Below are 26,768 nucleotides of genomic sequence, written 5' to 3'. Positions count from 1 at the left end.
TGCGTCAGTGGCGGCGCTTCTTGCTCTTCCCCTTACTGATGCGGGATCGGGTCACCCCACCGAGCGGATGCGCGTTGCGGGCGGGCCGAACCTGCTCGAACACTTCGGCCAGCTCGTCGAGTCCGACCCGATCCGGATGGCCCGACGCGGGGATCGCTTCCGCGAGGGGCGCGCGTTCGCCGTCCGGTATCTCCGACAGCGTCGAAGCCGTCGCTTCCAGTCCGGCGGTCTCGAGCAGGACGAGGAACTGCTCGGCCATGCAGAGCAGGCTTTCGCGCGGTTCGAGTTCTTCGAGCGCGAGGTTTCCCCGCTCGACCAGCAGCTGCGTCGCGATCGGACCCAAACCCGGGTCAGCGCGCAGGCCATCCAGCACAGAGTCGCCGTCCGGGAGGGAATCGACGAGGATCTGGAGCATCACGGACGCTCGCGTGCGGAACGGGCACCGGCGCACGGCGTCCAACAGGAGTGGCAGGCCCGCGTCCCGGCCACCGTGCACCGCCAGCCAGCCGCCGATCTCCACCGCGGCCGCGTCTTCAGTGAAATGCTCGGCGACCACGCCCAGCATGGCGGCGGGAGCGGCGGCAGCGAGCTCGCCCACCACTGGTGCGAACCGCCCTTCCCGCACCAGCCGCTCCCGGACCGCCCAGGTCGCCAGCGGCGTGAGGGCGACCCGGTCGAGCGACGACGCCTCGAGCGCGTCCCGCAAGCGGCCCTGGACTTCCGATGGGAGTTCGGGGTTCTCCGGCACCAGATCCATGGTGTACATCGGGTCGGCGGGCCCCGTGGTCAGCTCGGCCGCACCGAATTCGGCCAGCCTGGCGAGCAACCGGCGGAACTCACCCACGAATCCGTCCCGCCAGACCGGCTCGATCGACGGATCGAGGTCGACGTACGCACTTTCCACACAGGCCAGCCACGCAGTTTCGGCGAGCCGGACCACGGGTACCGGCTCCGGCATCCCGTAAACCGTGTTGAGCACGTCCGGCAGCACGAAGTCGAGACAGTCGTCGAGCAGCAGGGCGTAGCCGAGGCCCCAGCCGGTGTCCTTGACCAGCAGCCCCCGCTCGGGGAGCGCGTCGAAAGCCGCAGCCCACAACGCGAGGGCATCCTCCACCAGTCGCGTCGCCTTCGCTACGCGAACCAGCTTGCCCTTGACCACCCGCACGATTCGCGCGCGCTTGGCGAGTTCGAACAAAATGGCGAGGTTGGGCAGGTCGGCGCTGCTGCGGACGCGCTGCACCTCGCCACCGAGGTCCCGCTCGAGCTCGTCACCGGTGTCCAGCAAGGCGACGAGCTCCCGGGCGTCGGCGAGCTTCAGGGTGCCCGTGCCGGTCAGGGTCCGTCCGTCACCCACCCACTCGACGAACTTCCGCAGCTTGACCACGAGCGAGGAGCGCTCTGCGGCGTCCACGAGCTCCGCCGTGTCGGCAGGGCGACGGGCAGTTGCGGAAGCGCCTGCCCGGGCTGTTCGATCGCATGCCGAGCCGCGATGTCCGCGAGGAGTTCGGCGTCATAGGCGTGCTTCCCCTCCCGCACCTCGGCGAGGAAGGCGTTCATGGCGTCGGAGTCCGAAGGATCGACTCCGTTCCGGACAGCGGTCATCACCCAGTACTTGCCCACGCCGAAGTTGCGCTCATCGGCCATCGCGGCCGGAAACTCGGCCGACGCCTTCGCCACGGCGTCCTCGAGGTCGGGCAGCGGATCACCCATGGGGTCGGCCAGCTCGGTCTCGTGCAGGTACCGAAGGAACAACCGCAACGTGCCGGGCACGAGCACGGCGTCCTCAGCAGTGGCCGACAACGTGCGCGGCACATAGGAGAGAAGGAAGTCCCGGACCAGTGCGGCGGTCCAGTAGGCAAGCCGCCCGTCGACCGACGTGTGCCGGAACTGAAGTGCCGAGACGACGGCGTAGGGATCGCAATCCTGGGTGTCCGCCCAGGTGATGAAGCGCCGGACCAGGAGGTCTTGTCCAGCCTCGTAGCCCTCGTAGTCGTCCTCGGGGTAGTAAGTACGCACTCCGGCTCCGTCCTGTCAGCCCGCGGAAGAGGGTAGTGCCGGGAACCGGACCGCCCGCATCCGGCCACCGGCGCCTCATGCGTCCTTGTCACCACTGATAAACTACAATGAGTGACATAAAAGTCACTGAATGTGACTTATCTGCCCGAGTGCACGCGCCCAGACCCCGAATCTTCAGGCCTCACCACCCCGTCGCCGACTGTCGGGTAACCTATCCGGGATACGCAAGCCCTCGTAGCTCAGGGGATAGAGCACCGCTCTCCTAATGTAAGCGTCGCAGCCTCGAACCTCGGCCGTCGACGCAGGTCAGCGAGGTACGTCGGAGCCCCCTGGCCCCGCCATGACCCGAAACGTGACCCGAAATTTCAATATCATCGGGACATGAGCACGGCAGAGACGACGGCGGTATCGACCCGGGGGAAGCGCACTCGCGGTGGTCGGGGCGCCCGACGCAACCGGTCGCGCGGGTCCATCGATCGCCTGTCCAGCGGATCGCTGCGAGTGCGCGTCGACGCCGGAGTGGACCCGATCACCGGCAAGCGACACCGGCCGACCGTCATCGTCCCGCCGGGCCCCGACGACGAGCACCAGGCCGAAGTCGCCCTCACTCGCCTGCTCAACGAAGTCGACGAACAACGGCACCCGAAAACGAAAGTCGACATCGCCCATCTGGTGCTCAAGTATCAGGACGAGCGCGACGCTGCGCGCACTACCGTTGAAAAAGACGGCAGCCTGATCAACCGTCACGTTATTCCCTACATCGGCACCAAAAACGCCACCAAGGACGCGAGGAAAACGATCCGCGCACTCTATAAGGATTGCCAACGGTGCCGCCACCATTGCACGAACACGAATTGGATCGAGCACCGGACGCCTCGCAAACACGAGTGCGATGCCCGGTGCCGGAAACACCAGTGCAAGGGCCTCGCCAACAACACGGTCCGCAAGATCCACGCCATACTGTCCGGCGCGTACACCATGGCAATGGCGGAATGGGAATGGTGGTCGGTCAACCCGATCGACGGACTTGCGCCGCCGTCGTTCGAGAAAACCGACCCGGTCCCGCCGAGCACCACCGAAGCCGCAGCAATCGTGAACGAGGCATTCCGCCGGGAACTCGCCTGGGGCGTGCTCATCTTCATCGCCATGATCTCCGGCGCCCGCCGCGGCGAGGTCGTGGCACTGCGCCGTCGCCACCACGATCCGATCAAGAAGGTCCTGTACCTGCGGGAGGCCATCGCCCAGCTCGACGAAACCAACGAGCTCCTCGAGAAAGGCATCAAGAACGAGATCGCCCGCCACATCGTCCTGGACGACGCCTCGAACCAGCTGCTCATCGACTACTGGTCAGCGCTCGACACCGCAGCGTCCGAGGCCGGACACAACCTGGACGACGACGCGTTCTTCTTCTCGCTAATGCCGGACCACAGCACGCCGCTGCGGCCGCGTTCGGTCACTCAGCGCTACCGCCGGATGACCCGGGCCATGGGTCTCGACACCCAGCTCAAGTGCCTGCGGCACTTCAACGCCACGGAACTGATCGCCGCCGGCGTGGACATCCGGACCGTGGCCGGACGGCTCGGCCACAGCGGCGGCGGCAGCACGACCCTACGCTTCTACGCTGCCTGGGCCTCCGAGGCCCACCAGCGCGCAGCCGGCGACCTGGCCGCCCGACTCCCCGAACACCCCGCGTTGCTCGACCAGATCCAGCGAGCCAAGTCCGCGCCGGAGGCACCCTTCGAACGCGTCGCTGCGCGTATCCGCAGCCGCATCCTCGCGGGTGAGCTGGCGGACGGCTCGATCGCCCCCTCGATCAAGGAGATCGCCGCCACCTACGAGGTCGCCGTCGGCACTGCCCACCGCGCTGCGGACCTCCTCCGACAGTGGGGCATGCTTTCCGCAGGTGGAAGGGGCAAACGACCGCTGATCCTGCTCCCCGACCCACAACCGCCCACGGCCGAGCAGGCCGAGGACGAACAGCCTTTAGCCACAGCTGCGCTCGAACCAGTGCCACGTCCCCTCGACCTTGAACTGCTGCACCTCGGCAGGACGGTCAAGGCGTTCACCGCCGAAGCGGACCCCGCAGATGCCAGGCAGCTCGCCCGGCTCTTGCGAAGCTCGGTCAGGCGGCACACCGCCGGAGCCGACGCCGACATCGGCGACTTCGAGCTGATCGTCCGCAACTCAGGCGAGCCAGCTGTCGTCACGGTGTTCGCAAGCCTTTGACGTACGCTCAATCATGAAGCCACCGATCAGCTTCAGAAGGCCGGGTCCTCGGCATTTTGCCTGGTCAGAGTGCCCCCGGCAGGAATCGAACCTGCGACACCGGCTTTAGGAGAGCCGTGCTCTATCCCCTGAGCTACGAGGGCTAACTCCGAAATCCTAGCATTCGCAGATCGATCCGAGTCAGCATGTTCGATCACGTGCGCGACGAAACGCTCGTCCCGATCGATCGGTGCAGCCTGAACGTCGAACCCCGGCACTGCCTCCGTCGCGTCAGTCTCGAACGAGCACCACATGTAACCGCGGCGACCTACCCGACGATCTTCAGTCAGGCAGGGTCGCAGCAAGCCGAGCACCCTGGAACGTAGGCGGGCACACTCTCGGGGAGGTCGCTTTGTCGGAGCCTGGCTTGGACGGATCGGGCGAGGGTCGCCCTCAGGCGACGCGCATGCAGCACGCGATACGGCTCTTGGTGATCCTCGGATCGTGCGGGGAGGCCGTCGCGCCCGGGGACCCGGCCGGTGCCGTAAAGGTCGTCCGGAGTGAAATGCGCCTCCAAGCCCTCGACTTCTGGCTCCGGAATCCCGACTACCTCGCGGGCGAACTCGTGACCAAAGTCGAAGCCGGCGAGCTGGCGACCAGCTACCTGGACACCGCAGACCACCTGCTCAAATCTCCAGAGCCGGATCTGCGGTGGTACCCGATGCCCCGCTGGCACTTCGGAGCGTACGAAGCCATCGACGACGCGTTCGCCGTCCTCGACGCCTACGGACTCGCCCTGGTGAGCCGATTGGGCGGGGTCGTCAAGACGGCCAGGAGCCAGTTCTTCCTCACCACGAAGGGCCAGACCGCCGTGAACGACCTCGCCCACGAGCCGCATTTGTCTTGGTACACCGAGCAGGTGAAACTCGTCGCACTGGCCGCCGGGACCGACTCCGGCAGCGTGCTCAAGCAACGCCAGTACCGGCAGGCCGAATACGCGCGGACGAAGCTCGGCACGATCATCGCCCCTATCGCCGACGGGGTCGCCGCGAGGCTGAGGACACTCCGAACCGGAGTCGGCCCTGACAACGGCGGGAGTGAAGAATGAGCGCCCTCGGAGAAGCAATTCACGCCGACTTAGCCGCGAAAGACATCGTGATCGCCGGCGAGCGAGTCGATCAGATCCTGGCCGATGCCGGGATCGCAAGCGGCGCCACCACCGGCGTTCCGGTCCGGCTCAGGGTCCGCCGGATCCAGGTGTCGGGGACAAAACTCCTGCGGGGCGATCGAGACGACGAAGTCGCCGATGACTTGGCCAGTACCCCCGTTCCCTTTGACTTGACCTGGTCACCGTCGGACGGGATCAACGGCGTCGGGAGCGAGCGGAACCTCAGGGGCAAGTCGTCGGTGCTCCACTTCATCTCCTGGGCGCTCACCGGCCGTTGTCCCCTACAGCCCGACGTCCGGTCCTGGATTCGTTCCGCCGAAGTGGAGTTCCGGATCGACGACCTTCCGATCGTCGTCTCCTTCCAGACCACCGGCGGCGTCCCCGCCGGGACGGTGCGCCAGGTATCGAACGGTCGCAACACCACCCTGGCGGCTTTCGCCAACGAGACTGAGTTCGAATCCGCCATGGGCACGTTGATGCTCGAACGGCTACGCCTGGAGCCCATCGCGATGTGGGCCAACGAGCAGGAGATCTCGCACGCGTGGCCCGCTTACGCGTCCGCGTTGGCGGTCCACGCCGACCGTCTCGACCCGGTCGTCGGCAACGAGAGCGTCCTCGGGACGCGCATGCTGCAGATGTTCGTCGGCACCTCGTGGGCACCGGCGCGGGCGCAGGCCGCTACTGCACTGAAGGCCGCACAGTTCGAGCGCAAACGGAACGCAGGCAGGTCTGATGTTCTCCTCCAGGTCGCGGACACCTCGGTCGAAGCCGCCGAAGCACGAGTGGCCGAGGCTCGGGAGCTCGTCGCTTCGTTCGGCGACGCCGCGCCGGACGTGGACACCGTCTACGCGCTGGCGGCTGCGGCGAACGATCAGGCGCAGGCCACGCAGGAGCTGACTTTCCAGCTGCTGACCGCGCGATCAGCTGCGGCCCACGTCCACGACCAGCTCCGCACCGAGCAGCTGCGGCGCAACACCACCGTCGAAGACGCGCTCGCGCGACGCTTCTTCAACGCGATGACCCCGACTGTGTGCCCTCGATGTTCGGCCTCGGTGACGCAGGAGCGGCGCGACGCCGAAGGACACGATCACGCGTGCTCGCTGTGCGCCTCTCAGCTGGATCTGGACGCGTACACCGGCAACGTCGTGGTCGCCTCCGAACTGTCCGAAGACACGCGCGGTGATCTGGTCAGTGCGACAGCGGCTCTCTCGGAACGAGACGAAGCCGGCGGTGTCGGCAACGAACCGGCCGTCGATGTCCTCGATGCTCTGCGTCAAGCCGCGGACGAAGCCGATGCGGCAGTTGCACGGCTTGAGGAAGCAGTCGCCACCGCCGACCGAGACCGGCTCGCCGCCGAGGCCGCGGTCCAGAACAGCCGGAAAACTTTCGCGCAGGCTCGTGAGCGGCTCCAGGCCGAGATCGAGCTCGCGCGAGCCGAAGGCGCCCTCGAAAGCCACCGGCAGGCCCGGCACTCGATCCCTTCACCGCGCCCTGAGGACCCCGAAAAGCTTCTTGTCCTGGAAGCCGCGGATGCCATCACGGCGCGTTGGCTGAAGGGCGACCAAGATCCTCTGCTGGCCGAGGTCTCCCGAGAGATCACTGCAGCTCGCCCGCAAATTCGGCGCGGACAACATCACCAGCGTGTCCCTCAAGGGGAACGCGAACATGGACGTCCACAAAGGCGGCGCCCGCAGCGGGTACGGGGTGCTGACCAACGGCGAGAAGCTCCGGATCAAGCTGGCCACGGCAATCGCACTGATCTCCCACGGTCACAAGGCCGGCGTCGGCCGCCACCCCGGGCTGCTTTTCATCGACTCGCCCGCGGCCGAGGAGATCCCCGCAGGTGACCTGGAAACCATGCTGGCGGCGATGGCGGCGGTCGCCGAAGACACCAGCATGCAGGTGATCGTCGCCACGACCCACGGTCCGATGCTGACCGCTCTGCTGCCGCCGGGCAACACGCTGGTGGCGACAGGCGACAACTTCGTCTGGTGACGCCAGACTGCGAGATGCTGTCCGGCCTGGCGCCGGCAGGCAGGCCATGTTCGGGTTCCGGAAGGAGGAGCAGGTGACCGCGAATCCCGACGCGGAGTCGATCGAAGCGCGGTTGATCGGCTCTCTGACCGATACAGAACCACCGGCGAACCTTCTCCAGGAGCTTGGAGGCTGGCTCGCCATCGAGGCCGTCGCACCACGACTCGTCGACAGCCAGTTGCTGACGCCAGTGTTGGCCATGGTGAGCCGCGACATCGCGAACTCGGCTCCAGGGTCCGCGGAGGTCCAAGCAGCGGTTTCGGCTCTCGTGCAAGCCGTGACGGCGACGGAAGACCCGCTGCAGTTCGCACAAGGCCTCGACGAGTTCTGCGCCAATCAGCGGCTCCTGGCCTTCGGCGCCACTGATCTTGCCACCCGGTGCCTGGCGCTCGCCCATCCTCCCGAACCCGCGACCGGTCAAGCCGTTCCCACCGCCGCGCAGGTTTCCCGGCACGCGGATGCCCTGGAAACGTACGTCCGTCTGTCGATCTCGGGGCGCGCGTCGGAATACAAGCTGCTCGGGGTGCTCGAGGACGTCACCGCTCCGCAACCGCGCCGCTATGCCCAGGCAGTGCTCCGGTCGATCGGCGCGGCACACGACCACTGGAACGTCGACGACCGGATCATCGAGGTCATCGACGTGCTCTCCGGGGTCAAATCACCCGGGTCGCCCAGTGCACCGGACGACGTGACGCTTGCCCGCAACCGTGAGTACGGTGCGGAGATCGCCTCGGACGTCTCCTGGACCAGCGCGAACGTCGAACTGGTCCGAGGTTTTCGGTCGTCGACAGCGGCCGAAGCGAGCACGCATTTCGGCGCGGCGATCGAGGCGCTGAGCTTCGCGAGAACACACGACGAGCGGGGCGACGTCACGGTGCTTGACAGCGCGCTGCGGTTGCTTCGGTCGTTCATCGACGATCAGGTCGGACACGGAGCAGCAGCTCGGTCCGCAGCAGAATGGGACCTCGACCTACCGGAGATCGAGACCCTGGCTGACGACGTGCGACGGTTCGCTGTGGCCGGGCACGGGCTGAACCACTGGAGCGGTGATCGCAAGCAGCTGGTCTTCGCCGGTTGGGAACGCCTCATGACCGACCTCGCGTGGCTCCGCGCCAAACTCGATCGCGACAGCCTCTACGACGCCGCGGTCATCCTGGACGACCTGCTTCAGCTCTACTCGGCCTCCCACGCCTACGACCTCACCGACTACGAGGACGGCATCGAGGTCGTCCGCGACGTCGTCCGCCCCGCGATCGCAAGTGGCTTCGCTGCTCGCGCCGGCCTCATGCGGCACCTCCTCGATCACATCGATGCCCTCCGAGAGCGCGTCCGCACCGAGGACACCGAGGAGCACAGACTCCAGCTCGAAACCGCTCTCGCGCTCGAGGCCGCAGCTCGTGACAGTCTCGCGGCCGCGCAGGAGCCGCCGGGAAAAGGCCCAGAGCAGGCAGCGGCGTCGATGCCGCCCCTGCTCGCGGAACTCTTCGGGCGGTACGGCGCCGCTGAAGCGCTCAGCGGGCTTGACGCCGACGTACTGCGGAGCCTGAACACCGAGATCGCCGACCTGCGGGAGGCGCACGCGCTCGATCAGGAGCTCGTGATCACCGACGTCCGCAAAGCCATGCTCAACGCTCTCGCGCCGTGCGCCGACTTCAAGGGCGAGGTCGCCCACGGTGTGCGGACGGTGCTCGACCAGCTCATCCGGTTCGTCTCCCGCCGGATGAACACGCAGGAGTCCTCGGAGGAGTACCTCTTCAAGGCCGACGCCGACGAACACGACCTGCACAAGGACCTGTACGACTGGCTGTCCGGCGGGCAGCTGAGCGGCATCACGAACGTCGAAGTCCAAGAGGTCGGAGCGGGCCGCGTGGACATCCAGATCTCCTTTCCCGGCTTCCAGCTGTACTTGGAGCTGAAGGCCGACTCGACGATGGTGCCTGTCGCGCAGAAGAGCACGTATATCAAACAGACCGTCACCTACCAGGCGACCGGAGTCCGGATCGGGTTCTTGGTCGTGCTCAGGTTGGCTCCACCACGCGACAAAGGCCCGACACAGCACCTGCGCGAATACGTTAGCCACACGACACTCGAGATACCGGGCAGCGAAGACGAGCGGCACATCGTGATGCTAGAAATTCCCGGCGGACGAACCAAGCCGTCCCTCGTCCTCTGACCCAGCCCCGACAGATACCTCGACGAGGCGATCCGCGACCGACAGAGCTGGGCGACCGCTTACCTGGTGACTTCTCAGACCCTTCCACCGCGATATAACGAACGTTCAACGACCTCAGGCCGGCTGAGAACATCGAGAAGGTACAAGTACCCGAGCAGCGGCAAATCCTGCGGAATTTCACCGTTGTGATGCGCGAGCAACGTGTTCGTGATGCCGTTCCGGCCGCTCTTGTTGCTACCGAAGCCATGGGTCGCATTCCTGAGGACCTTGACGTACTCCGCCGCGGCCCGCTCCGGCTTCAACGAACCGACAACTTGACCGTTGTCGAGGATGTCGATCTCCGTCGCGCCGGACTGCTGTAGCAGGAAGAAGCCGTTTTGGAGTTCCGCGAGCGCGGCGACCGCTCGGCGCGCTGCTGGCAGGAGGATCTCCGCAGCCGCGAGTGGGATATCGCGCTCCAGCCGATCCAGGGTGTCGCGCGCGAACTGCAGGCCGCAGTGGGTCTCAAGGTTGCGGCTGGTCATCCTTTCCAGGGTGTCAAGAATAGAAAAGAAGATGACGTTGCGGGCAGTCGTGTCCCGGTGAGACGACAGGATCGACGTGACCCGCTTGAATAGCTGTTCGGCGGTGGAGGTGCCCTGGATGTGCTTGACCGGGACGTACCGTTGTTTCGAATCGCTGAAGACCGCCGGGTTCGTGAGGACGCCGAACAACGCGTTGAGCCGGGCGGCCCACCAGTCGAGCGCCTCTCGCGCGGCGCGAGGCTGGAAACTCGAAAACCTCGTGGCAACCAAAGGGGATTTCCCCGGCAGGAGGTGCAGCATCTCGGCGGCATCGCCCTTCGAACCGCTCAACGGGCTACCGATGCTGTACAGCATGGTGCCGACCTCGTGCGCCGTGTGGAACCCCCAGACCGCCGGCGACAGAGCACCCAGGAGCGGACCGAAGTAGAGGTCCAGGAAGACCACCCCGTTGATCAGCTCTTCCGATGCCGAGAAAACCAGGCTGCCGGTATTCGCTGCCGCCTTGGTGGGGCCGAGGTTGCCGGCGGCCAACGCCGGATCGTGTTCGATCCTGATCAGGAAACTGGCCAGCTTGATCCGATGGACCAGTTCCGCGCGCCGCCTCACCACATGCACACTGCTGTCGGGAAATGCGACCGCTGATGTCTCTTCCATCCTGAACGCTAAGAGCTCGGCGTAGATGTTCTCGGCGATCTGCGGGAGCTCGTGGTGACCCGCCAGAGACGTCTGCAGGCTGAAGAACGTGAACGCGTCAACCACCTCTCCGGTGGCCGAGGCCCGTTCGGCGCGCTTTTTCAGTTCATCCAGCTCACGCTGGGTGACCGGGCCGCGGAGGTTCGGCGCAGGGAAGGCTTCGAGGTCGGCGAAGCGCTGCCGAGCGACACCGGGCCCCGCGAGGTGGTGCACATCGAGCAGGCTGGGAGCCGTTCGGAAGTGCTTCTCGAAGGGGCGGACGCGCCAGGCGTTGCTGGCGGCTCCCGTACTGCGCGCGTGGAGCATCGCTGCCTTGAAGAATGCCTCCGGCGCGTTGTTCCAGAGCCATTGCGGGACCTCGACGATCGCCGAGTCGGGTACACCACTACTCATTCCGGGAGACTAGACGGGGCGGCCAGCGACTTCACCTCAATTGCACTTCGGCTTCGAAGTTGAGCGTCAATCCTGCCGGGTGCACCTCCCCGACAGCCGCCCGGTCGGGGCACGTTGTCCAGTGGGCACCGGCTCTGTGCGCAGACGAAGCGCATGAACCACCCCGCGCAGCCTAATGGTCACTATAGGTAGCAGTTGTGCCGTATGCCTCGCCCAGCAGAAGTCAAGACTCTGGAAGTCACACACTTAGGTGACGATCAACGCGATGCGGTGATTACCTGATACCGCCGCTCTGGTACGCCAGTTGCGGCACCGACCCCCGTAAGCGACCACGTCTCCTGTCAGGATGCGAACATGCTGCGCGAGTTCCACCTCACCGGCGACCCGGCCGCCGACAAGCTGCTCAACGACGACCCCTTCGCCCTGCTCACGGGCATGCTTCTAGATCAGCAATATCCCATGGACCACGCCTTCGCGGGCCCACGGAAGATCGCCGACCGGATGGACGGCTTCTCCCTCGCGAAGATCGCCGCCACCGACGTCGACACCTTCGTCGAAATGTGCGTCGTGCCGCCCGCCATCCACCGCTGCGGCGGCTCCATGGCCCGCCGCGTCCACGCACTCGCCCAGCACATCATCGAAAACTACGACGGCCGCACCGAAGGCATCTGGCTCGACGGCCGCCCGAAACCCGACGGCACCGAAGTCCTCAAGCGCCTGAAGGCCCTGCCCGGGTTCGGCGAGCAGAAGGCCAAGATCTTCCTGGCCCTGCTCGGCAAGCAGCGCGGCATCACCCCGAAGGGCTGGCGCGAAGCCGCCGGCGCGTACGGCGACCGCGGCTCCCGACGGTCCATAGCCGACGTCACCAACAGCGAGACCCTCGCCGAGGTCCGCGCGTTCAGAAAGGCCACCAAGGCCGCCGCCAAGGCTGACTAGCGGACGAGCCGAGCGCTCTGCGACCGCCACGGGTGGCCACCCAGTGCGCAGAGGCCGGCAACGCGATCCCCCTTCAGGGCGCGGCGATCCGGGAACGCACGGATCCGTCGGTGGCGGCCTTGTCCGCAGAACTGACCACCGCCTCGTCGACCGGCTTCGGATTGGCTCGAGCGGGGTAGCCCGGCACCGCTGTAGGCGCGCCTTCGGTCACGTCAGGGGCGACGCGCCCCCTCAAGGTGCCACCACGTTCGTGCTGGTGAAGCCAGGTGCTGTGCCTTCCGGAAAGAAATTTCGGACGCTTTGCCGTTCTAATACTCCAGCTGTAGTTCGTGATCGGGTGCTGGGTTTTCGTGTCGTCGCTGGTAGTGGCTTTGCCGGGCGTGATGTTGGTGTCGTCGGCGCCAGGTGGACCAGGCCAGGATGTCGGCGACGCGGCGGGCTGGCTTGAGGATGAGCTGGGCGTAGAGGTGCCTGATCTCGTTGCGTGTCAACGGGATCAGGCCCTCATGCGGTTTTGTGTGGCGGGCATGGGCGGCGGCGATGGCGAGGAAGGCGTGGGCCAGCATGACCAGCGTGGTCCAGCGATACCAGGAGGTCCAGGTGCGGACCTGGTGCTCGTCCAGGCCGGTGAGTTCTTTGCCGGTCTGGAAGGTTTCCTCGATCGTCCAGCGACGCCCGGCAACGCGGGCGAGCTTGGCCAGCGAGACGCGGCGGGGGCTGTAACAGCGGTAGAACGCAGTCTCCCCGGTGCGCCGGTTGCGGCGCATCAGGATCCAGTGATAACCGGTGGTGCCCGCGGGGTGCAGCCGGATGCGGGCCCACAGGTAGTAGCGCCGGCCTTTCGCGCCCGCTCCGGCGGAGAGCTTCTGCCAGGCCCGTTTCGGCAGCGCGGCCGCCCGCTCATCAGCTCGCACGCTCTGCCTGCCGGGCCCGGGAATGCGATGGTCGCAGGCCACGGCCAGCACATAGGCCTGTCCGCGTTGTTCGAGCGGATCACGCAGGCCGGCAGCGTCTTTGCCGTAAGCCTCGTCCCCGGTCACCCACCCCACCCGCACGCCCGCGTCCAGCGCCCGGGTGATCATGGCCAACGCGAGCCGGGATTTCGTGGTGAACCGGGTCCCGGCGGGCACTCCGGCCCGGTCCCGGCGCCGGGGGTCCTCGGCCCAGCTTTCAGGCAGGTAGAGCTGCACGGTCGATGAACGTATGCCCGGCCGGGGTGGAATACGTCAGGAACACCGACATCTGCGAGTTCTCGATCCGGCCCGCCGTGCCCGTGTACTGCCGCTGGACTCCGACCGACTCGGTGCCCTTCTTCAGGTCGCCGGTCTCGTCGATGACCAGCATCGCATCCTGATCACCCAGCTGCTCGACCACGACCTCGCGCAGGTCGTCACGAACCCCGTCCACGTCCCAGCTCGCGCGCGAGAGCAGGTTCTGCATCCCATGCGGGGTCGTGTCCCCGACAGCCTCGGCGATGGTCCAGCAGTTCACCCGAACCAGCCCGGCCAGCAGCCCCTGCACGAACCGCCCCGCGCGGCGACGCGACTCCACCCGCGCGAACCGGTGCCCCACCCGCACGAACATCTCACCCAGCAGCGACTGCCACCCCGCAGGGTCTACGCTGGCAGCCGCGGCCACCACATGATCTTGAGTTGTCTTCACAAACACCATGATCACGTGGTGGCCGCACCCATCTCACCGGCCCCCTCCAGCAAGATCACGAACTACAGCTGGAGTACTAACACCTACAACGACTCGTAGGCGTTACAACCAGGACGGGTCGGCCGCGCATCGGTCGGGCGCGAGGGAGAGATATGGCCCGCATCAGGCAAAGGTACACCGAACAGCGCAGCGCCGGGCTCGGCGACTTGCTCGAGGCCGCCCAGGCCGCCGGGGTGTACAGCAAGAAGAGGAAGACCCCGGCCGGCGACCGGATGTACACGCCCCAGGCGCAGCGGCTGTTCGAGGAGCTGTGGACCTACAGCTACCCGGTGCTCAAGGCTCAGCTGGGGGTCGACGCAGGCTTCACCGCAGCACTGCGCGTCGTGCGCGGAATGCCCTATGTGTCGGACGAGGCACGCGAGGCGATCATGGAGACCGAGTACCACCGGGACGACCTGGCTGCCGACATGATCCTGACGGCGCTCCCGCGGTTCTTCGGCAAGGTGATCGAGCGACGCGAGTGGGACAGCACCAAGTCGAAGCTGACAACCTTCTTCGTCAACGCGTGCTGGCTCGCCTACCCGGAAGTCCTCAAGCGGTGGCTGAAGGAACGCACCGAACTGACGGGGACGGTCGACGACTCCTCCGTGAAGACCGTCAAGGCGGTGGACTTGCAGGTCCCCAACCAGGAGCTCGTCCGCATGATCGTGCTCAAGGCGGACCACACCCGGGTGCGGCCGATCTTGGCACTGCTGTGGGAGGGCTACACGATCGCCGAAGCCGCGGAGAAGCTCGAACTCAATCCCAGCACCGTGCGCAGCCGACTGTTCGAGTTCCGGAAGAAGAAGCTCCTCCCGCAGATCGCCCAAGGCAACATCTTCCCGCCCAGGGGTCACGCCCTGCAGTCGCCCTACCCCGACCCGTTCGACACCGAGCCGGACTGGGAGCCGGACTGGTCGGCTTTCGACATCGAGGACCTGGCATGACCGCGACGCCCCCGAAGGAGCCGGCCACTTCGCCGTCCACCCTCCTTCCGGCCCAGCCCGTGCAGGCTGACGCCACCCGTCTCGACCGGCCACCGGTCTCAGAAGGAGTTCCCTCCCCCATGTCCAGCCATGACGAGCACAGCTCGCTCCTGACCATCCGGACCGCGCTGATCCTGCTGTGCGCGGTCCTCTCCGGTGCCGCCATCGGCATCCTGACCGGGCTGGCCAGGCACTCGCCGTATGAGGGCGTCGTCGTCGGCATCGTCACGATGGCCGGAGCCATCAGGTTCTTTCACTGGTTGATCAAGTGACCGCGAGGGTCAGAAGAGGAGCCCGGCGGGGCTCCTCCTCTGGCCCCGGCCTCGTGCCGCATCCCGCATTCAGGACGGGCCGGGCCACGACCGCTCGCGCCGGCGGGGCGAGGAGATCGGCAGAGCGGACCTGGCACGGCATGCGATGACACGATGAGAGCATGTGCAAGAAGCCGAAGGCGACGCCCGCACCGGACAACGTCGTGTGGAGGGGAGGGCTGCGCTGGGTCGAGGGAGCCCAGATGCAGGCAGAGCGTTTCGAAACGGTCTTTGTCGAGCTGCAAGCAGCTCTGGAAGACGCGCGGATGCGTGCACTTCTCGATGACAGCAGTGAGAACAGAGCGTCGTTGATGGCGCAGTACGACAAGGACTACGAACCTTTCGACCCACGGCGGCCGGTGAAAGTCCCCACTCCGGCGCTGTTGATGCAGGCGATGACGGAGCTCGATTTGCTGATCGTCGCGGTTCGGAACGTCCTGCGCGCCCAGGTCCGGCTCCCGGAGCAGCTGAAGACCTCTATGACCGACGATGACGTGCTGGAGCTACTGCGCAACGTCGCCGAGCACTGGGACGAAGACGGTGGACGGTCCATCACCACGCTTACGGAAAAGCATCCTGACGTGCTAGTGGACGGCATTTCCTTCACCAACAAAGAGATTTGGATTGGTGGCAAGGTCCCCCTGTCGCGCATCCGGGCGTGGCTGGCTCGCGTGCATCACGCCCTTGTTTCGTCCCTTGAGTCCGCAGGCGAATCGGTGCTCGACGACATGGCTTCGCTGGTGGCAGGTGACGATGCGCTGAGTTGGCCTCCCGACCGTCTCCGGTACCGCTACTGGAGCCTGCCCGTGGTCGACGAAAAGGATTGGCCGACTACCGCGATGCCGCCGGAGGTTGCGCACCTGATCCGAGAACGGTTCCGGGGACTTCGAGAGCGCGACGCAGCCGACTAGATGTGCGGCGCTTCGTGCCGCCGACGAGCACCGGCAGCAAGGCGAGTCGGATCTCCCGCGCCCCATCGCCGTTGGCGTGCAGGACGAAGTCGATGCGATCCTCGGTCTGGATCGCGCCAGCGCGCTTGTGGTTCGGGTGCTCCTTGATCTTCTGCACAGCCTTGGCCGTGACGGTGGTGACGTCGGAGTCGCGGATGAACAACAGCAGTGCTGCCTTGGTGTCGCGCCAGGCGAGGTAGCCGAGCAGTTGGTCGAGCGCGCTGGCGACGACCTCGGGGCCGTCGTAGAACTTGCACTCGCCGATGAACACGTTGCGGTCGTCGACGCGGATGAGGATGTCGGTCTTGCCCGCGCGGTTGAACACCTCGCCGGCAGCCGCGCCCTCGAACTGCGCGTTGAGCAAGAGCAGCAGCAGGTCGCGGATCTGCTCCTCGTACAGCGTGGCGGTCATCGACGGGGTGCGCTCGAAAGCGTTGCGCGCGTTGCACAGAACGGCCAGGGCCGCCTCGTAGTCGTCGTCGGCCAGCGCCGGTTCCGGCGTGAACCGCCGCTCAGGAGTCTTCGGCGCGGCGTGGACGGCCAGCCTGGTGCGGCGGATCGGGATCTTGTAGGTGTCGGCGTCACCGCGATGCTTGACCGGGAAGCCGATGCTGGCATTGAGCTGTCGGTCGGACAGCAGTTGGGCCCGGCGATCGGCGACCAGCCCGGGAACGGTGGCTTCGATCTCCTCCTGGTGGGCGCGGATGTCGCCCCTGGCGAACTCCAAGTACTGCTCGACCTTGCCCAGCTCGGCGCGTAGCCCCGCCTTGATCTGCTCGGCGGCCGGCGTGGTGATGCCGTCAGTCGTGTAGAACACACGGAAGCTCACCTGGGCGAACAAGGCCGCGGGGTGGCGCGGATGTTTTGCCGTTGGGGCAGAGCTCGAACACCTGCTCGTCGCCTACGAACGGGACGGCCAGTGTGAAGCGCGTGACCCGGCGATCCACGGTCTCGCCGAACTCCGTGAACGGTCGGACCAGCTCAGCGGGGTGGTCGTCCATGTAGGCCGCCCCTCGGTCAAGGACGGGGCACTCGATCAGCGCGTCGGCCTTGAGCATCTCGATGATGTCGGCCTCGGACTGGAGCAGCAGGTCGTCGTGATCCCAGCACTGTAGCCGCTGGTGCACAGCACAACGTCGTTCCCACAGCAGGGAGGCGAGCTCCCCGGGGCCGAACAACTGCGCGGTCATCCAACAATGATGCCCCGTGCGGCTGAGACGGGCGCCGACCGGGCGTGGTCAGTCCTCGGCGAGCAGGATGCAGGAACCGCTCCGGGCTGGCCAGGAACTCGCGGGTCAGGGTGACCGGCTCGGCCTCGTCGTGACCAACCTGTTCGATGTCGCCGTCGCCGTCGATCTGCAGGATCCGCGCGCCGGGCACGGCGAGCGGGATCGGTGAGTGCGTGGCCACCACGAACTGGCAGCCCGCCGCGGTGAGCTCGGCGATCCGGGCGACCAGAGCCACACAGGCGCGCGGGGACAGCGCCGCCTCCGCACGTCGAGCAGGTAGGTACCACAGCATGCGCGACCACCTCCGAGCCCTCGGGATTCCGCTGCGCCTCGCCCGCGCCGGCGCTGCGCGTGACCTCGTCCTGGAGATCCCCGCGCCGGTCATGGCGGCCGCGCGCTCGGCTTCTATCGCACCACCACGAACTGGCAAATCCGCAACGCCGGCGGTACCTGGAACCGCTACGGCACCACCCACGCATGACGAGCGGCAGCGGCCTCGGCTCTCAGGCGGAGGCGCTGTGAGCTGGCACAATGGGCCGGTGAGCGACCTCGCAGACTCTTCCGACGCTACGACCCAGTCCACTCCAGGCCGGGGCATGAGCGGACGCACCCGCATCGTCGGCAGCGTCCCTTTCCACTTCGCCGACCAGAACATCGCCGGGCCGGGTGCGCGACGGCAGTAGCCTTGCTCGGTGAATAACGACGAGCCCGAGCCCGAGCGAATCAGCCAGTTCATTGTCTACGCCGCGTATGGCGAGATCATGCACAAGTTTCAGGTCCTCGAACTGGTTCTGTGGGGATTCCTCGCCCGCAGCATCAAGGACGGCACCACTCTCGAACAAGGCATGGCTCGCGTCGAGCGATGGGACGGCACGACCTTCGGAAAGCTGTGGCGCGGCCTGCGCACTCAGACTCATTGGCCGGATGGCGTGGTCGTGGAGGGCGACCACGCTGTGGACGCGCGCAACTACCTAGCGCACCACTTTCTGCGTGAGTACTTTCTGGTCGCGCCGTCGGAAGCGCACCGCGAGAACGCCGTCGCCATGCTCGCCAGGATCGCCGACCGCCTGGACGCTCTGCTGGCCCAGCTCGACGACCACGGCCGCGCCCAAGGCATGCCCGACGTCGAGGACCTCGATGAGCAGGCACGCAAGGAGATCGAGGCCCTCCGACCGACCACGTGGTTCACGGACGCCACCAGCTAGAATCGAGCCGGCCGACACTGGCCGCTGCCGAATAGGTGCCATTTGAATACGCAAGCCTGACAGTAGATGAGTCCGAGAGCATCTGCACGCCGCCGGGGAAGTCGCCACTCAGCACGCGAATGGGACCTGGCCGCGTAGCCCGTCCCGCTCGACGACGCACGGAAGGTCCCCGGTTCTCACACCGGGGACCCTCCGGGGTCCTGCGATGCAACGGGCTGCTGCCTGGGGCGTCTGCGGGGCGCGCGGGTGCCTGCAACGGTTCCCGCGGCTCGTGGCATCCCACCGACGCGCCGAGCCGGGAGCAGTGCCTCCCAGCGCCGAAGGTGTACAACGCCACCATGGTCAGGAGCAGAGGACGGCGCCGCTTCAAGGGGCTCGTCGGCACACCGATGGGCGGACCCGGTAACCGGCGCCGGTCACCGGCGGCCCAACGGAACGACCTCGCCTGTCCCGACTGCTTCTCGGTGCCGGGACAGCCCTGCCGCACGATCACCTCGGCGCCCGGCGCGTCCGTACTCAAGCTGGGGAAGGTCCAGCCGACGATGCACACGAGCCGGGCCAGCAGCACCACAGCCACGTCCAAGAAGCCGATGTCCGCGAAACCACCCCCTCGGCGCCCGCCCAAGACGGTCGAGCCCGTCGACATCAGCAAAATCGACCCGGACCGCGCGGCGTTCGTACCACGCAACCAACGTCCCAACGCCGAGCTCGGCCGCACCGACCGACTCGGTCAGGACGCCCTCCCACGCGGCCAACGCAGAGACACGACGCCGCGCAACTTCTACTGACCGCCGAGAGGCGCCGACCGGACCCTGGCGATGCCCAGGCCGAACAGTTAGGAGAGGTCTGCTCGCGCCCGCTCAGCGCGGTGAGCAATTTACGGTGACCGGCTCGATCAGCTGGAGAGTTCTCTGGTGTCGCCCCGCGGGGTGCGGGGCTGGAGCCGGAAGGAGCCGTGAACATGAGGACCGAGATTCGTCGTAGCGACTGGACACTGCGCGGCATGCTGGTTCGAGCGGGTGGCGCGGCGGCCGGCGCCACGATCGCATTCGGCACGCCGCCTCGTAGCCTTTGCGGCCCCGGTGGCGCCGTCCGCCGCGGCGGTGTCCGCGCCCGGCGTCGTCGACGTCGACGGGCACTTCACGCCCCAGCAGCAGGCTGCTCTGAAGGCTGTGATGTATTCAAGGCCGAGCTGTATTCAAGGCCGACTGACCGGTCTGCGTCGAATTCGGCACCGGTCCCGAGATGCTCTATAGCACCTTTCACCCCGAGGTGGCGCCCAGCGTTTTCAGTGGAATGAGTCAGCGATAGACGGAGCAGGCGAGCGGCGCAGTCCAACTGTTTCTGTGAAGTGCGGGAAGTCACGACGGCTTCTGGTCGTTCGCACCTCACACCTCATCGCAACCCGATTTGATTCACTCATTCGATTGTTTCGCAATCGGCGCGCCTCGCCTCCCTCGGTTGCGGGCGCCCCAGCCCTCTATCCGTCGCTGGACTTGTCGTCGCGCACCGGCGGATGAATCATCTGTACATTCGAGACACCACCCTGATTCAAGCAGTCTTCAGCGAGGTCATGCACGCGCCAGAAGAAGTCCTCAGGCGACTCCCGAGCGTTCACCGTCATCTCGACAGGCGTGTACCGGTAAAGCGGAATCGCTACACCGTCGTAGTCGAATCCCATGGTGTCCGTCGTAAGGATCTTCAGCGGCGTGCCGCCTCCACATTCGATCCCAACCCGAATGTCGTACTCGTCATTACCCGTCACTTCGGCGGTCGTGCGTATGAGAGCCATCAGATCTGCGATCGCACACTCGATAGCAGCGGATTTGATCTGACGGCCGTCGAGCATTTCGGCGCGGCCCGCTGGGTGCCCTCCGACCGCGGCAGCGACAGTCGCCGACCCATCATGATGGATGCTAATCCACGATTCTCGCCAGCTCATGCGGTCTTCGGTCGCAGTGTTCACCGCGACCCACCTACGCAAACCGGGACGAGGATTGAGATAATCCACACTCTCCAACGGATGAACCCCAGTACTCGCCGAATACACCAATGCCAGGCCTCTAGTGTCCGTTAGCGCCTTCCGGGCTTGGTCGCGCGTGAGACGCGTGCGGAGGTTTGGCGTACGCGGGTGTGCGACACCGATAAACCATGCTCGTGCCTCGCTGTCACGGCCAGCAGCTGCATCTGCGAACAGGGTGTCAAGCGCCTCCGTCGCATGCCTGCGCTCGTCAAACCGAGCCCGGTACGCAGCCTCGATTTGACGCTCTTTCATCCACACGGTGTCGGCGTCGTTTCGAACCGGCGCACCGAAGTATTCATTCCTGTAGATCAAATGCGGCCCGTCGACGCTCGCAGGAACCTCGACCACCACGGCCCGTGCGCCCACAGCGCCAAGGCAGTACACGTTCAAGCCGAAGACCGGTGGAGAGATCGCAGTGATCGCCACACTACGCAACGAACGCTCGTAGGCCTCATCAAAGTCACCCACATCGACCCGGCTGACCGCTGACTTTTGCGACTCACGTACGCCGAACACGATCACGCCACCACCGCTATTAGCCATCGCCGCAACGTCTTTGGGGAAGTCGGTTTGCGCCATGCCTTTCGCCGGCGGCAGTTCGGACTTCCAGTCCAAGTCGCCTGACTCCGTGATCCCTGCGGTCACGGCTTGGTTGAGGAGATCGTCGGTCAGCGGCCCAGGATCCGCCCCAACCGCGCGGTGAAGAGCTGTGAAGGTCATGCGGCAAGCGTAGAGACGAAGCCTGGTTTGAGTACGGCATGGACGAAGGCGAGTCCTTCTGACGGGCGGGTCTCGCGCCGGGCCTATTCGCATTTAGGCCGTGGCAAGCGCCCGAGACGGTGCTCCGCCACTCCAGCCAGCGCGAACCCTTCGTTCTCCCACAACTCGGCGACCTTGGCCTGCGGGATGTCCGTAGCGACGCTGCGGAAGGCGTTGCGGGTGCCACGCCGGATCAACTCGTGACTCATGGCAGCCGACCGTAACCTCCTGGTCGCCAACCTGGCCGTTCCGATGGTCCCGGTCGGGTGGATCAAAGCCGCGTTCGAGCGAAAGCTGCGCCCGGCGACTCGTCCGCGTAGAGCGATGGCGGTACAAGGTCCCGGTCGGTGCTCGGTTGTCCGGCAGGTTCGGGGGGCCGATGCCTTGCCGGGCTCCGGGCACCGCCGCGTCACCCGCCTCGGTGATCTCCGGCGCCGGACGTCATTGCCGGCGCTGCGCGGCCTCTTGTCTGGTGCTGAGGTGATCGGTCCGGCACGCCCCCCGACCGTCCCGATCACCGGCAGTCTGGCTCGGCGGCACAACGCCCCCCGATGTGCCGCCGAGCCCTAACCCCTTCGCGCCCTCAGCGGAGTTATTACCGTCACGCGACGGCACGTAAGAGCCCGGGGCGACAAGCCGACACAAGTCCGTCCACATCTTGTCGTCGCAGCCCAGCCATGCTGTCGTGTTACAGAACATCGCCGGTAAACGACGGCTCTGTGGAGTATTGGGGAGCGTGAGGATGAAACTCGACCGGCACGTGCGACTACACGCCAGTAGCCGCACCATCCGCATCGGGGACGAGGTGCTGCGATACGCCGGGGTCACGGTGCTGCGCGTCGAGAACGGCAAGCTGATCGGGCAATCGTGGGTCCCGCTCGGCGCGAACCCGAGCTACGCCGACGACGAGGCCCTCGTCGCGACCTGGCACGCGGCACTGCAGTGGAGCCACGTTGACGACATCGCATCCAGTCCCGTGACGCCTCCGCTTGACAGTTGACATCCGGTCTCGCAGGATACGAACAAACGTTCGATAGTTCGGGTTCGCCTACGCCTCGCCGCTAGGTGTCTCCGGTACGCGCACCTGGTGCTGGAGGTGATCATGGTGCTGTGGCACGCGTCGCGCTCCCTCCTTGACGAGCGCAAGGCCCCCGCCCGCGGGTGCCGGCCCGGAGTCCGGTCGTGAGCGGCGACGCGCCGCGACTGTTGGTGCTGTGGTGCCCGGACTGGCCAGTCGTCGCTGCGGGTGCAGCGGCCGGAACGCCGCCGCTGGTCCCGGCTGCGGTCTTCTTCGCGAACCGGGTCGTGGCCTGCTCCGCCGCCGCGCGCCGCGACGGTGTCGGGCGCGGCATGCGCCGCCGGGACGCGCAGTCCCGCTGTCCCAGCTTGGTCGTGCACCAGCACGACCCCGACCGCGACGCCCGGCTATTCGAACCGGTCGCCGCAGCGGTCGAAGCCCACGCCGTCGGAGTCGAGGTGGTCCGTCCCGGCATCGTCGCCGTACCCACCGCCGGCGCCTCGAGCTACTTCGGCGGTGAAGAACCCCTCGCCGAACTCCTGATGGACGAGGTCTCCGCCAAGGCCGGCGTCGAGTGCCAGATCGGGATCGCCGACGGCCTGTTCGCCGCCACCCTCGCCGCCCGACGCGGCACCGTCGTCCCCGCCGGCGGATCGGCTGCCTTCCTGGCGCCGCTGCCCGTCTCGGAGCTCGACCAGCCCGGCGACGACCGCGGCGAGCTGGTCGGGCTCCTCACCCGCCTCGGCCTGCGAACCCTCGGTGACTTCGCCGCACTCACCGAACGCGACGTCGCCGGTCGCTTCTCGAAGGACACGATCACCGCGCACCGCTTGGCCCGCGGCCTGTCGCAGCGGGCCGCCGCTGCGCCGGGCGCTGCCGCCCGAGCTGGCGGTCACTGAACGATTCGAGCTCCCCGTCGCCCGCGTCGATGAAGCGGCGTTCATCGCCAAGACGCTCGGCGAGCGGTTCTTCACCGGGCTCGCACGCCACGGCCTGGCCTGCACCCGCCTCGCCATTCACGCCCTCACCGAAGCCGGCGAGGAACGAACGCGTGTGTGGCGCTGCGCCGAACCGCTCACCGCGCGTGCAACTGCGGACCGGGTGCGGTGGCAGTGTGAAGGCTGGCTGACCCGCCCCGACGACCGGCCCACGGCCGGGATCGTGCAGCTACGGCTCGAACCCGAGGAGGTCATCGGGGGGCAATCGCTGCAACTGCAGCTCGACTCGATCGGCCAGGACGTCGACGCCACGGAACGCGCTGCCCGCGCTTTCGTCCGGATCCAGGGTCAGCTCGGGCCCGACGCCGTTCTCATGCCGGTTCTCGACGGCGGCCGCGGCCCGGGTGAACGTGTCCGGCTCGTTCCGTGGGGCGAGCCTCACGAGGCGACGCAGGAGGACCAGCCCTGGCCGGGTCGGCTGCCGGCCCCCTCACCCGCGCTGGTGCCGCCTCAGCGGCGGCCTGTACAGGTCCGCGACGCCGTCGGAGACGTCGTCTGCTGCGACGATCGCGGCGAACTGACCTACCCACCCGCTGTGGTCGTTGTAGGCGACAAACCCGGCCGTCGGGTCATCGGCTGGGCCGGCCCCTGGGTCTACCGCGCATCGGCCACCGATCCGCAGCGCCACAGCCGGCTCCAGGTCAGCCTCGAACCCGGCAGTGCCGGTGAAGGCGATGTCGCTCTGTTGCTCAATGGCACGGTGGGAACTCGGCCAGACTGGTACGTCGAGGGAATCTACGACTAGCGAACCTGATTGACGTACCGCCCAGACGACGCGCCTCGCCGAAGCGCCTGGCTTGCAGAACGTTGATCGAGAACCGAGCTACAGTGCTTTTGACATGTAAACGGTAAAACGTTAAAACAGCAAAGCCCCCAAAGCGGAACCCGGCGGGGCTCGCCACCATGAACGAACCCCGCCGAGCGATGCATACGGGTTGACCGATCAGTGCGGGTACAGGTTTCTCAGGCCTGTCAGTACCAGCACCAGCAGGGTCAGCCGGGTTGCCGTCACGGTCATCGTCCCCGAGACCGTGACGGTGATCCGGTTCTTGTGTGCATCATCTTGCTGGTCCCGGTCGAAACCCAAGGTCAGTTCACCTCCCTTCCGAACACCGCCGAACTGATGCTCGACGTGGAGTTAGCCAGGTTCGGAGTGCTTCGCGGCTAAAGCACGAAGCACCACGGGTTGGCCGATTCAAGTAGACCTGTCCCGGCCGAGTGACAGGCGGTGCGACACGCCCTCGTTTCGGTTCTTACCCGACAAGCACCAGCGCTTTTAGGCCACACCGAGGCCGTCTCGACCTGCGGCTCTGCTCCGATCGGCCCTCGTGCGCACGAGAACGTGTGCCGACACCGTCGAGAAACCGCATTAGTCACCCATTGTTCACCTGATCCGGGCTCCAATATCCCCCACGCGGGCGACTTCACCAGGATGGCGGGTAAGTACTTGTCGCGCGCAATTTCACTCGTTGAGGGCACGCGAGCCATGTCGTCGCAGTGGCACAATTATTAACGCTGCCGGCCACGCAATCCTTGGAGGGAGGGGACACTCTAACGGGAAACCGGCAGGCTACGTGCTGGATCACCGCCGCAGGCGTGGTCACTAGGGTGAACGTAGTCGCCGCGCCGACTCGGGCGGCGACGGTCCACTCAGCTGCGGCCACAATCGTGCCATACTTCTCCTGCATTGCAGGGTTCAACCTGCTCTTCTGTTCGGTGCCTCTACGGCTCGGGTCGCGTTTTGAGTCGAGACATGGAATAGCAGCGGTTCTTTCGCCGCCGCGCCGTTCCACGGCGGCCCGAGCGTCGGCCGCGGCACAGCCGCGGTCGCGACAGCGCCGCAAACACCGGTTCGCAAGGCGGTGAACGTGATCTGCATCCTGGACGCGCACTGACCCGCAGCCGGTATTCCGTATTCGGGTTCGGCCGGGGTCCGCGCGAAAGCCGACATAGGGGGAATGAGAATGGAGCAGCCGATCACGCTCGACGTCACCGCCTCCGACGTGCACGCCGAAGGCGCCCGCCTGCGGGAACGGGGGCCGGTCACCCGGATCGAACTGCCCGGCGGCGTTCCGGCCTGGGCCGCTACCGGGAACGATGTCCTGCGTCGGCTGCTGGCCGACCCCCGGGTGTCCAAGGACGCGGTGCAGCACTGGCCCGCGTTCACCAACGGGGAAATCGCCGACGACTGGCCGCTGCGAATCTGGGTGTCCATCCGGAACATGTTCACCGCCTACGGCGCCGACCACCGGCGGCTGCGTTCGCTGATGGCCGCCGCCTTCACCGTCCGCCGCACCGAGGCGCTCCGCCCGGAAGTCGAAGGAACCACCCGGCACCTGCTCGACGCCATCGAGGCGGAATCCGGTGACGCGCCCGTCGACCTGCGGGCGCGCTACGCCTACCCGCTGCCGATCGAGGTCATCTGCCGGCTCTTCGGCGTCCCGCGGGACAACCAGGCCGGGATCCGCGAAGTGGTCGACGGCTTCTTCGACAGCGCGATCACCGAGACCCAGGCACAGGCCAACGTCGCATCGGCGTACGCCCTGTTCACCGAACTGATCGCGCAGAAGCGCGCAGCGCCCGGCGACGACCTGACCAGCGCCCTGATCGCTGCGCGCGACGACCGGGACGGCGCGCTGACCGAAACCGAGCTGGTTGACACGCTGATGCTGATGATGACCGCCGGCCACGAGACCACGGTGAACCTGCTCGACCACGCCGTCACCGCGCTGCTGACCCACCCTGATCAGCTCGCCCTGGTCCGGTCCGGGCAAGCGTCCTGGACCGCCGTGGTCGAGGAGACGCTGCGCTGGCAAGCGCCGATCCCGTACACGCCGCTGCGGTACGCGGTCGAGGACATCGAGGTGGCGGGCACGGTGATCCGGCGCGGCGACGCGATCCTGGTCGGCTTCGGCGCCGCCGGGCGCGACCCTGTCCAGCACGGCGACGCCGCCGACGAGTTCGACATCACCCGCGCGGCCGCACCGCACCTCGCCTTCGGCTACGGCGTGCACCGCTGCCCGGGCGCGCCGCTGGCCCGGCTCGAAGCCGAAGTGGCGCTCCCGGCGCTGTTCGACCGCTTCCCGCAGCTGTCCCTCGCCGTGCCGCCAGACGACCTGACCACCCTGCCCACGTTCCTGTCCAACGGGCACACCAGCCTGCCCGTCCACCTCCGGCCTACACCTCGCTGACACCGGAACAGTGCACTCGGGCGCCTAACGGTTTCCGGTCGAAGACGACGTCACCTGCCGGCGCGAATGGCGCTTTCCACTCCGTCCCGTGGTCGCCGCCGTCAGCGGTCTCATACTGGCCGGATCATCCCCGGTCCGAGCCCCGAGGACCGCTCAGGCATCGCCACCCGGGTCGAGCATGCCTGGATTGTCGGGAGCGTCGAACCAGCTGCCGTTCTCGGCAAGGTCGCGAAATCGAACAGCGACACCGGCCGC

22 protein-coding genes, 1 tRNA gene and 2 pseudogenes are annotated in these 26,768 nt (G+C 66.8%); 16 read left to right on the top strand and 9 right to left on the bottom strand.

Annotated features, from left to right (window positions below):
- Window positions 1-4: 4 nt before the first annotated feature.
- Together QP939_RS20110 and QP939_RS20105 are read right to left on the bottom strand one after the other, a co-directional pair.
- The gene (locus QP939_RS20110; protein WP_285458358.1) at window positions 5-1,411 is read right to left on the bottom strand and encodes a hypothetical protein; all 1,407 of its coding nucleotides are present in this window, start codon (window positions 1,409-1,411) and stop codon (window positions 5-7) included.
- Window positions 1,333-2,016: a hypothetical protein gene (locus tag QP939_RS20105; protein ID WP_285458357.1), complete on the bottom strand. Its 684-nt coding sequence runs from the start codon at window positions 2,014-2,016 to the stop codon at window positions 1,333-1,335. Before QP939_RS20105 ends, QP939_RS20110 begins: the two co-directional genes overlap by 79 nt.
- Before the next feature lie 381 nt (window positions 2,017-2,397).
- Here QP939_RS20105 and QP939_RS20100 point away from each other — a divergent pair, with 381 nt between their 5' ends.
- Window positions 2,398-4,242, top strand: coding sequence for a site-specific integrase (locus QP939_RS20100; protein ID WP_285458356.1), 1,845 nt, complete (start codon window positions 2,398-2,400; stop codon window positions 4,240-4,242).
- A 70-nt stretch (window positions 4,243-4,312) separates the two neighbouring features.
- Here the strand turns inward: QP939_RS20100 and QP939_RS20095 are convergent.
- Window positions 4,313-4,385 (bottom strand) — tRNA-Arg (locus tag QP939_RS20095).
- Window positions 4,386-4,786: 401 nt separating this feature from the next.
- On the opposite strand from QP939_RS20095, the gene QP939_RS20090 reads away from it, so the two are divergent.
- The 4 genes from QP939_RS20090 (at window position 4,787) to QP939_RS20075 (ending at window position 9,596) form a co-directional block, all read left to right on the top strand.
- The gene (locus QP939_RS20090) at window positions 4,787-5,329 is read left to right on the top strand and encodes a hypothetical protein (protein WP_285458355.1); all 543 of its coding nucleotides are present in this window, start codon (window positions 4,787-4,789) and stop codon (window positions 5,327-5,329) included.
- The gene (locus QP939_RS20085; RefSeq protein WP_285458354.1) at window positions 5,326-7,236 is read left to right on the top strand and encodes a hypothetical protein; all 1,911 of its coding nucleotides are present in this window, start codon (window positions 5,326-5,328) and stop codon (window positions 7,234-7,236) included. Before QP939_RS20090 ends, QP939_RS20085 begins: the two co-directional genes overlap by 4 nt.
- Window positions 7,237-7,246: 10 nt before the next feature.
- Window positions 7,247-7,384: a hypothetical protein gene (locus tag QP939_RS20080; protein ID WP_285458353.1), complete on the top strand. Its 138-nt coding sequence runs from the start codon at window positions 7,247-7,249 to the stop codon at window positions 7,382-7,384.
- Window positions 7,385-7,457: 73 nt separating this feature from the next.
- Window positions 7,458-9,596 (top strand): hypothetical protein, encoded by a 2,139-nt coding sequence (locus QP939_RS20075; protein WP_285458352.1) that lies wholly within the window; start codon window positions 7,458-7,460, stop codon window positions 9,594-9,596.
- 74 nt (window positions 9,597-9,670) lie between these two features.
- On the opposite strand, the gene QP939_RS20070 is transcribed toward QP939_RS20075, so the two are convergent.
- Entirely contained in the window at window positions 9,671-11,206 is a 1,536-nt protein-coding gene (locus QP939_RS20070) for a hypothetical protein (protein ID WP_285458351.1), read from the bottom strand.
- Between the two features lie 354 nt (window positions 11,207-11,560).
- On the opposite strand from QP939_RS20070, the gene QP939_RS20065 reads away from it, so the two are divergent.
- A complete protein-coding gene (locus tag QP939_RS20065; protein WP_285458350.1) occupies window positions 11,561-12,142 on the top strand; it encodes an HhH-GPD-type base excision DNA repair protein in 582 nt (193 codons plus the stop codon).
- A gap of 308 nt (window positions 12,143-12,450) precedes the next feature.
- Here the strand turns inward: QP939_RS20065 and QP939_RS20060 are convergent.
- A pseudogene (locus QP939_RS20060) lies at window positions 12,451-13,726 on the bottom strand (IS701 family transposase).
- Window positions 13,727-13,956: 230 nt separating this feature from the next.
- Here QP939_RS20060 and QP939_RS20055 point away from each other — a divergent pair.
- The 3 genes from QP939_RS20055 to QP939_RS20045 all read left to right on the top strand — a co-directional run bounded on the left by QP939_RS20055 (window position 13,957) and on the right by QP939_RS20045 (window position 16,051).
- Window positions 13,957-14,790, top strand: coding sequence for a sigma factor-like helix-turn-helix DNA-binding protein (locus QP939_RS20055; protein ID WP_285458349.1), 834 nt, complete (start codon window positions 13,957-13,959; stop codon window positions 14,788-14,790).
- 119 nt (window positions 14,791-14,909) lie between these two features.
- Window positions 14,910-15,101 carry a hypothetical protein gene (locus QP939_RS20050; RefSeq protein ID WP_285458348.1) on the top strand — a complete coding sequence of 64 codons (192 nt, stop codon included), beginning with the start codon at window positions 14,910-14,912 and terminating at the stop codon, window positions 15,099-15,101.
- 161 nt (window positions 15,102-15,262) lie between these two features.
- Entirely contained in the window at window positions 15,263-16,051 is a 789-nt protein-coding gene (locus QP939_RS20045; protein ID WP_285458347.1) for a hypothetical protein, read from the top strand.
- On the opposite strand, the gene QP939_RS20040 is transcribed toward QP939_RS20045, so the two are convergent.
- Both QP939_RS20040 and QP939_RS20035 read right to left on the bottom strand, forming a co-directional pair.
- Window positions 15,972-16,931 carry a hypothetical protein gene (locus QP939_RS20040; RefSeq protein WP_285458346.1) on the bottom strand — a complete coding sequence of 320 codons (960 nt, stop codon included), beginning with the start codon at window positions 16,929-16,931 and terminating at the stop codon, window positions 15,972-15,974. The genes QP939_RS20045 and QP939_RS20040 overlap by 80 nt on opposite strands.
- Window positions 16,891-17,280 carry a hypothetical protein gene (locus QP939_RS20035; RefSeq protein WP_285458345.1) on the bottom strand — a complete coding sequence of 130 codons (390 nt, stop codon included), beginning with the start codon at window positions 17,278-17,280 and terminating at the stop codon, window positions 16,891-16,893. Before QP939_RS20035 ends, QP939_RS20040 begins: the two co-directional genes overlap by 41 nt.
- Before the next feature lie 67 nt (window positions 17,281-17,347).
- Between QP939_RS20035 and QP939_RS20030 the strand changes: the two genes are divergently transcribed.
- The 4 genes from QP939_RS20030 (at window position 17,348) to QP939_RS20015 (ending at window position 19,312) form a co-directional block, all read left to right on the top strand.
- Window positions 17,348-17,488 (top strand): hypothetical protein, encoded by a 141-nt coding sequence (locus QP939_RS20030; RefSeq protein WP_285458344.1) that lies wholly within the window; start codon window positions 17,348-17,350, stop codon window positions 17,486-17,488.
- 370 nt (window positions 17,489-17,858) lie between these two features.
- Window positions 17,859-18,002: a hypothetical protein gene (locus tag QP939_RS20025; protein ID WP_285458343.1), complete on the top strand. Its 144-nt coding sequence runs from the start codon at window positions 17,859-17,861 to the stop codon at window positions 18,000-18,002.
- A gap of 9 nt (window positions 18,003-18,011) precedes the next feature.
- Window positions 18,012-18,524: a hypothetical protein gene (locus QP939_RS20020; RefSeq protein ID WP_285458342.1), complete on the top strand. Its 513-nt coding sequence runs from the start codon at window positions 18,012-18,014 to the stop codon at window positions 18,522-18,524.
- A gap of 323 nt (window positions 18,525-18,847) precedes the next feature.
- Window positions 18,848-19,312 carry a zinc finger domain-containing protein gene (locus QP939_RS20015; protein ID WP_285458341.1) on the top strand — a complete coding sequence of 155 codons (465 nt, stop codon included), beginning with the start codon at window positions 18,848-18,850 and terminating at the stop codon, window positions 19,310-19,312.
- Between the two features lie 692 nt (window positions 19,313-20,004).
- On the opposite strand, the gene QP939_RS20010 is transcribed toward QP939_RS20015, so the two are convergent.
- Window positions 20,005-21,267, bottom strand: a complete 1,263-nt coding sequence (locus QP939_RS20010) for an AlbA family DNA-binding domain-containing protein (protein WP_285458340.1) — start codon at window positions 21,265-21,267, stop codon at window positions 20,005-20,007.
- A gap of 781 nt (window positions 21,268-22,048) precedes the next feature.
- Here QP939_RS20010 and QP939_RS20005 point away from each other — a divergent pair.
- On the top strand, window positions 22,049-22,306 hold the full coding sequence (locus tag QP939_RS20005) for a hypothetical protein (RefSeq protein ID WP_285458339.1): 258 nt from the start codon (window positions 22,049-22,051) through the stop codon (window positions 22,304-22,306).
- Window positions 22,307-22,509: 203 nt separating this feature from the next.
- Window positions 22,510-24,067: pseudogene (locus QP939_RS52390) on the top strand (DNA polymerase Y family protein).
- A gap of 198 nt (window positions 24,068-24,265) precedes the next feature.
- Here the strand turns inward: QP939_RS52390 and QP939_RS19995 are convergent.
- A complete protein-coding gene (locus QP939_RS19995; protein WP_285458338.1) occupies window positions 24,266-24,409 on the bottom strand; it encodes a hypothetical protein in 144 nt (47 codons plus the stop codon).
- An 877-nt stretch (window positions 24,410-25,286) separates the two neighbouring features.
- Between QP939_RS19995 and QP939_RS19990 the strand changes: the two genes are divergently transcribed.
- Complete coding sequence (locus QP939_RS19990; RefSeq protein ID WP_285458337.1) at window positions 25,287-26,513, top strand: cytochrome P450 family protein; 1,227 nt, start codon at window positions 25,287-25,289, stop codon at window positions 26,511-26,513.
- Window positions 26,514-26,768 lie beyond the last annotated feature (255 nt).

This window comes from Amycolatopsis nalaikhensis (assembly GCF_030264295.1).
Lineage (GTDB): Bacteria > Actinomycetota > Actinomycetes > Mycobacteriales > Pseudonocardiaceae > Amycolatopsis > Amycolatopsis nalaikhensis.
The sequence above is the reverse complement of the archived record's forward strand: the minus strand, read 5'-3'. Positions and strand labels throughout refer to the sequence as shown.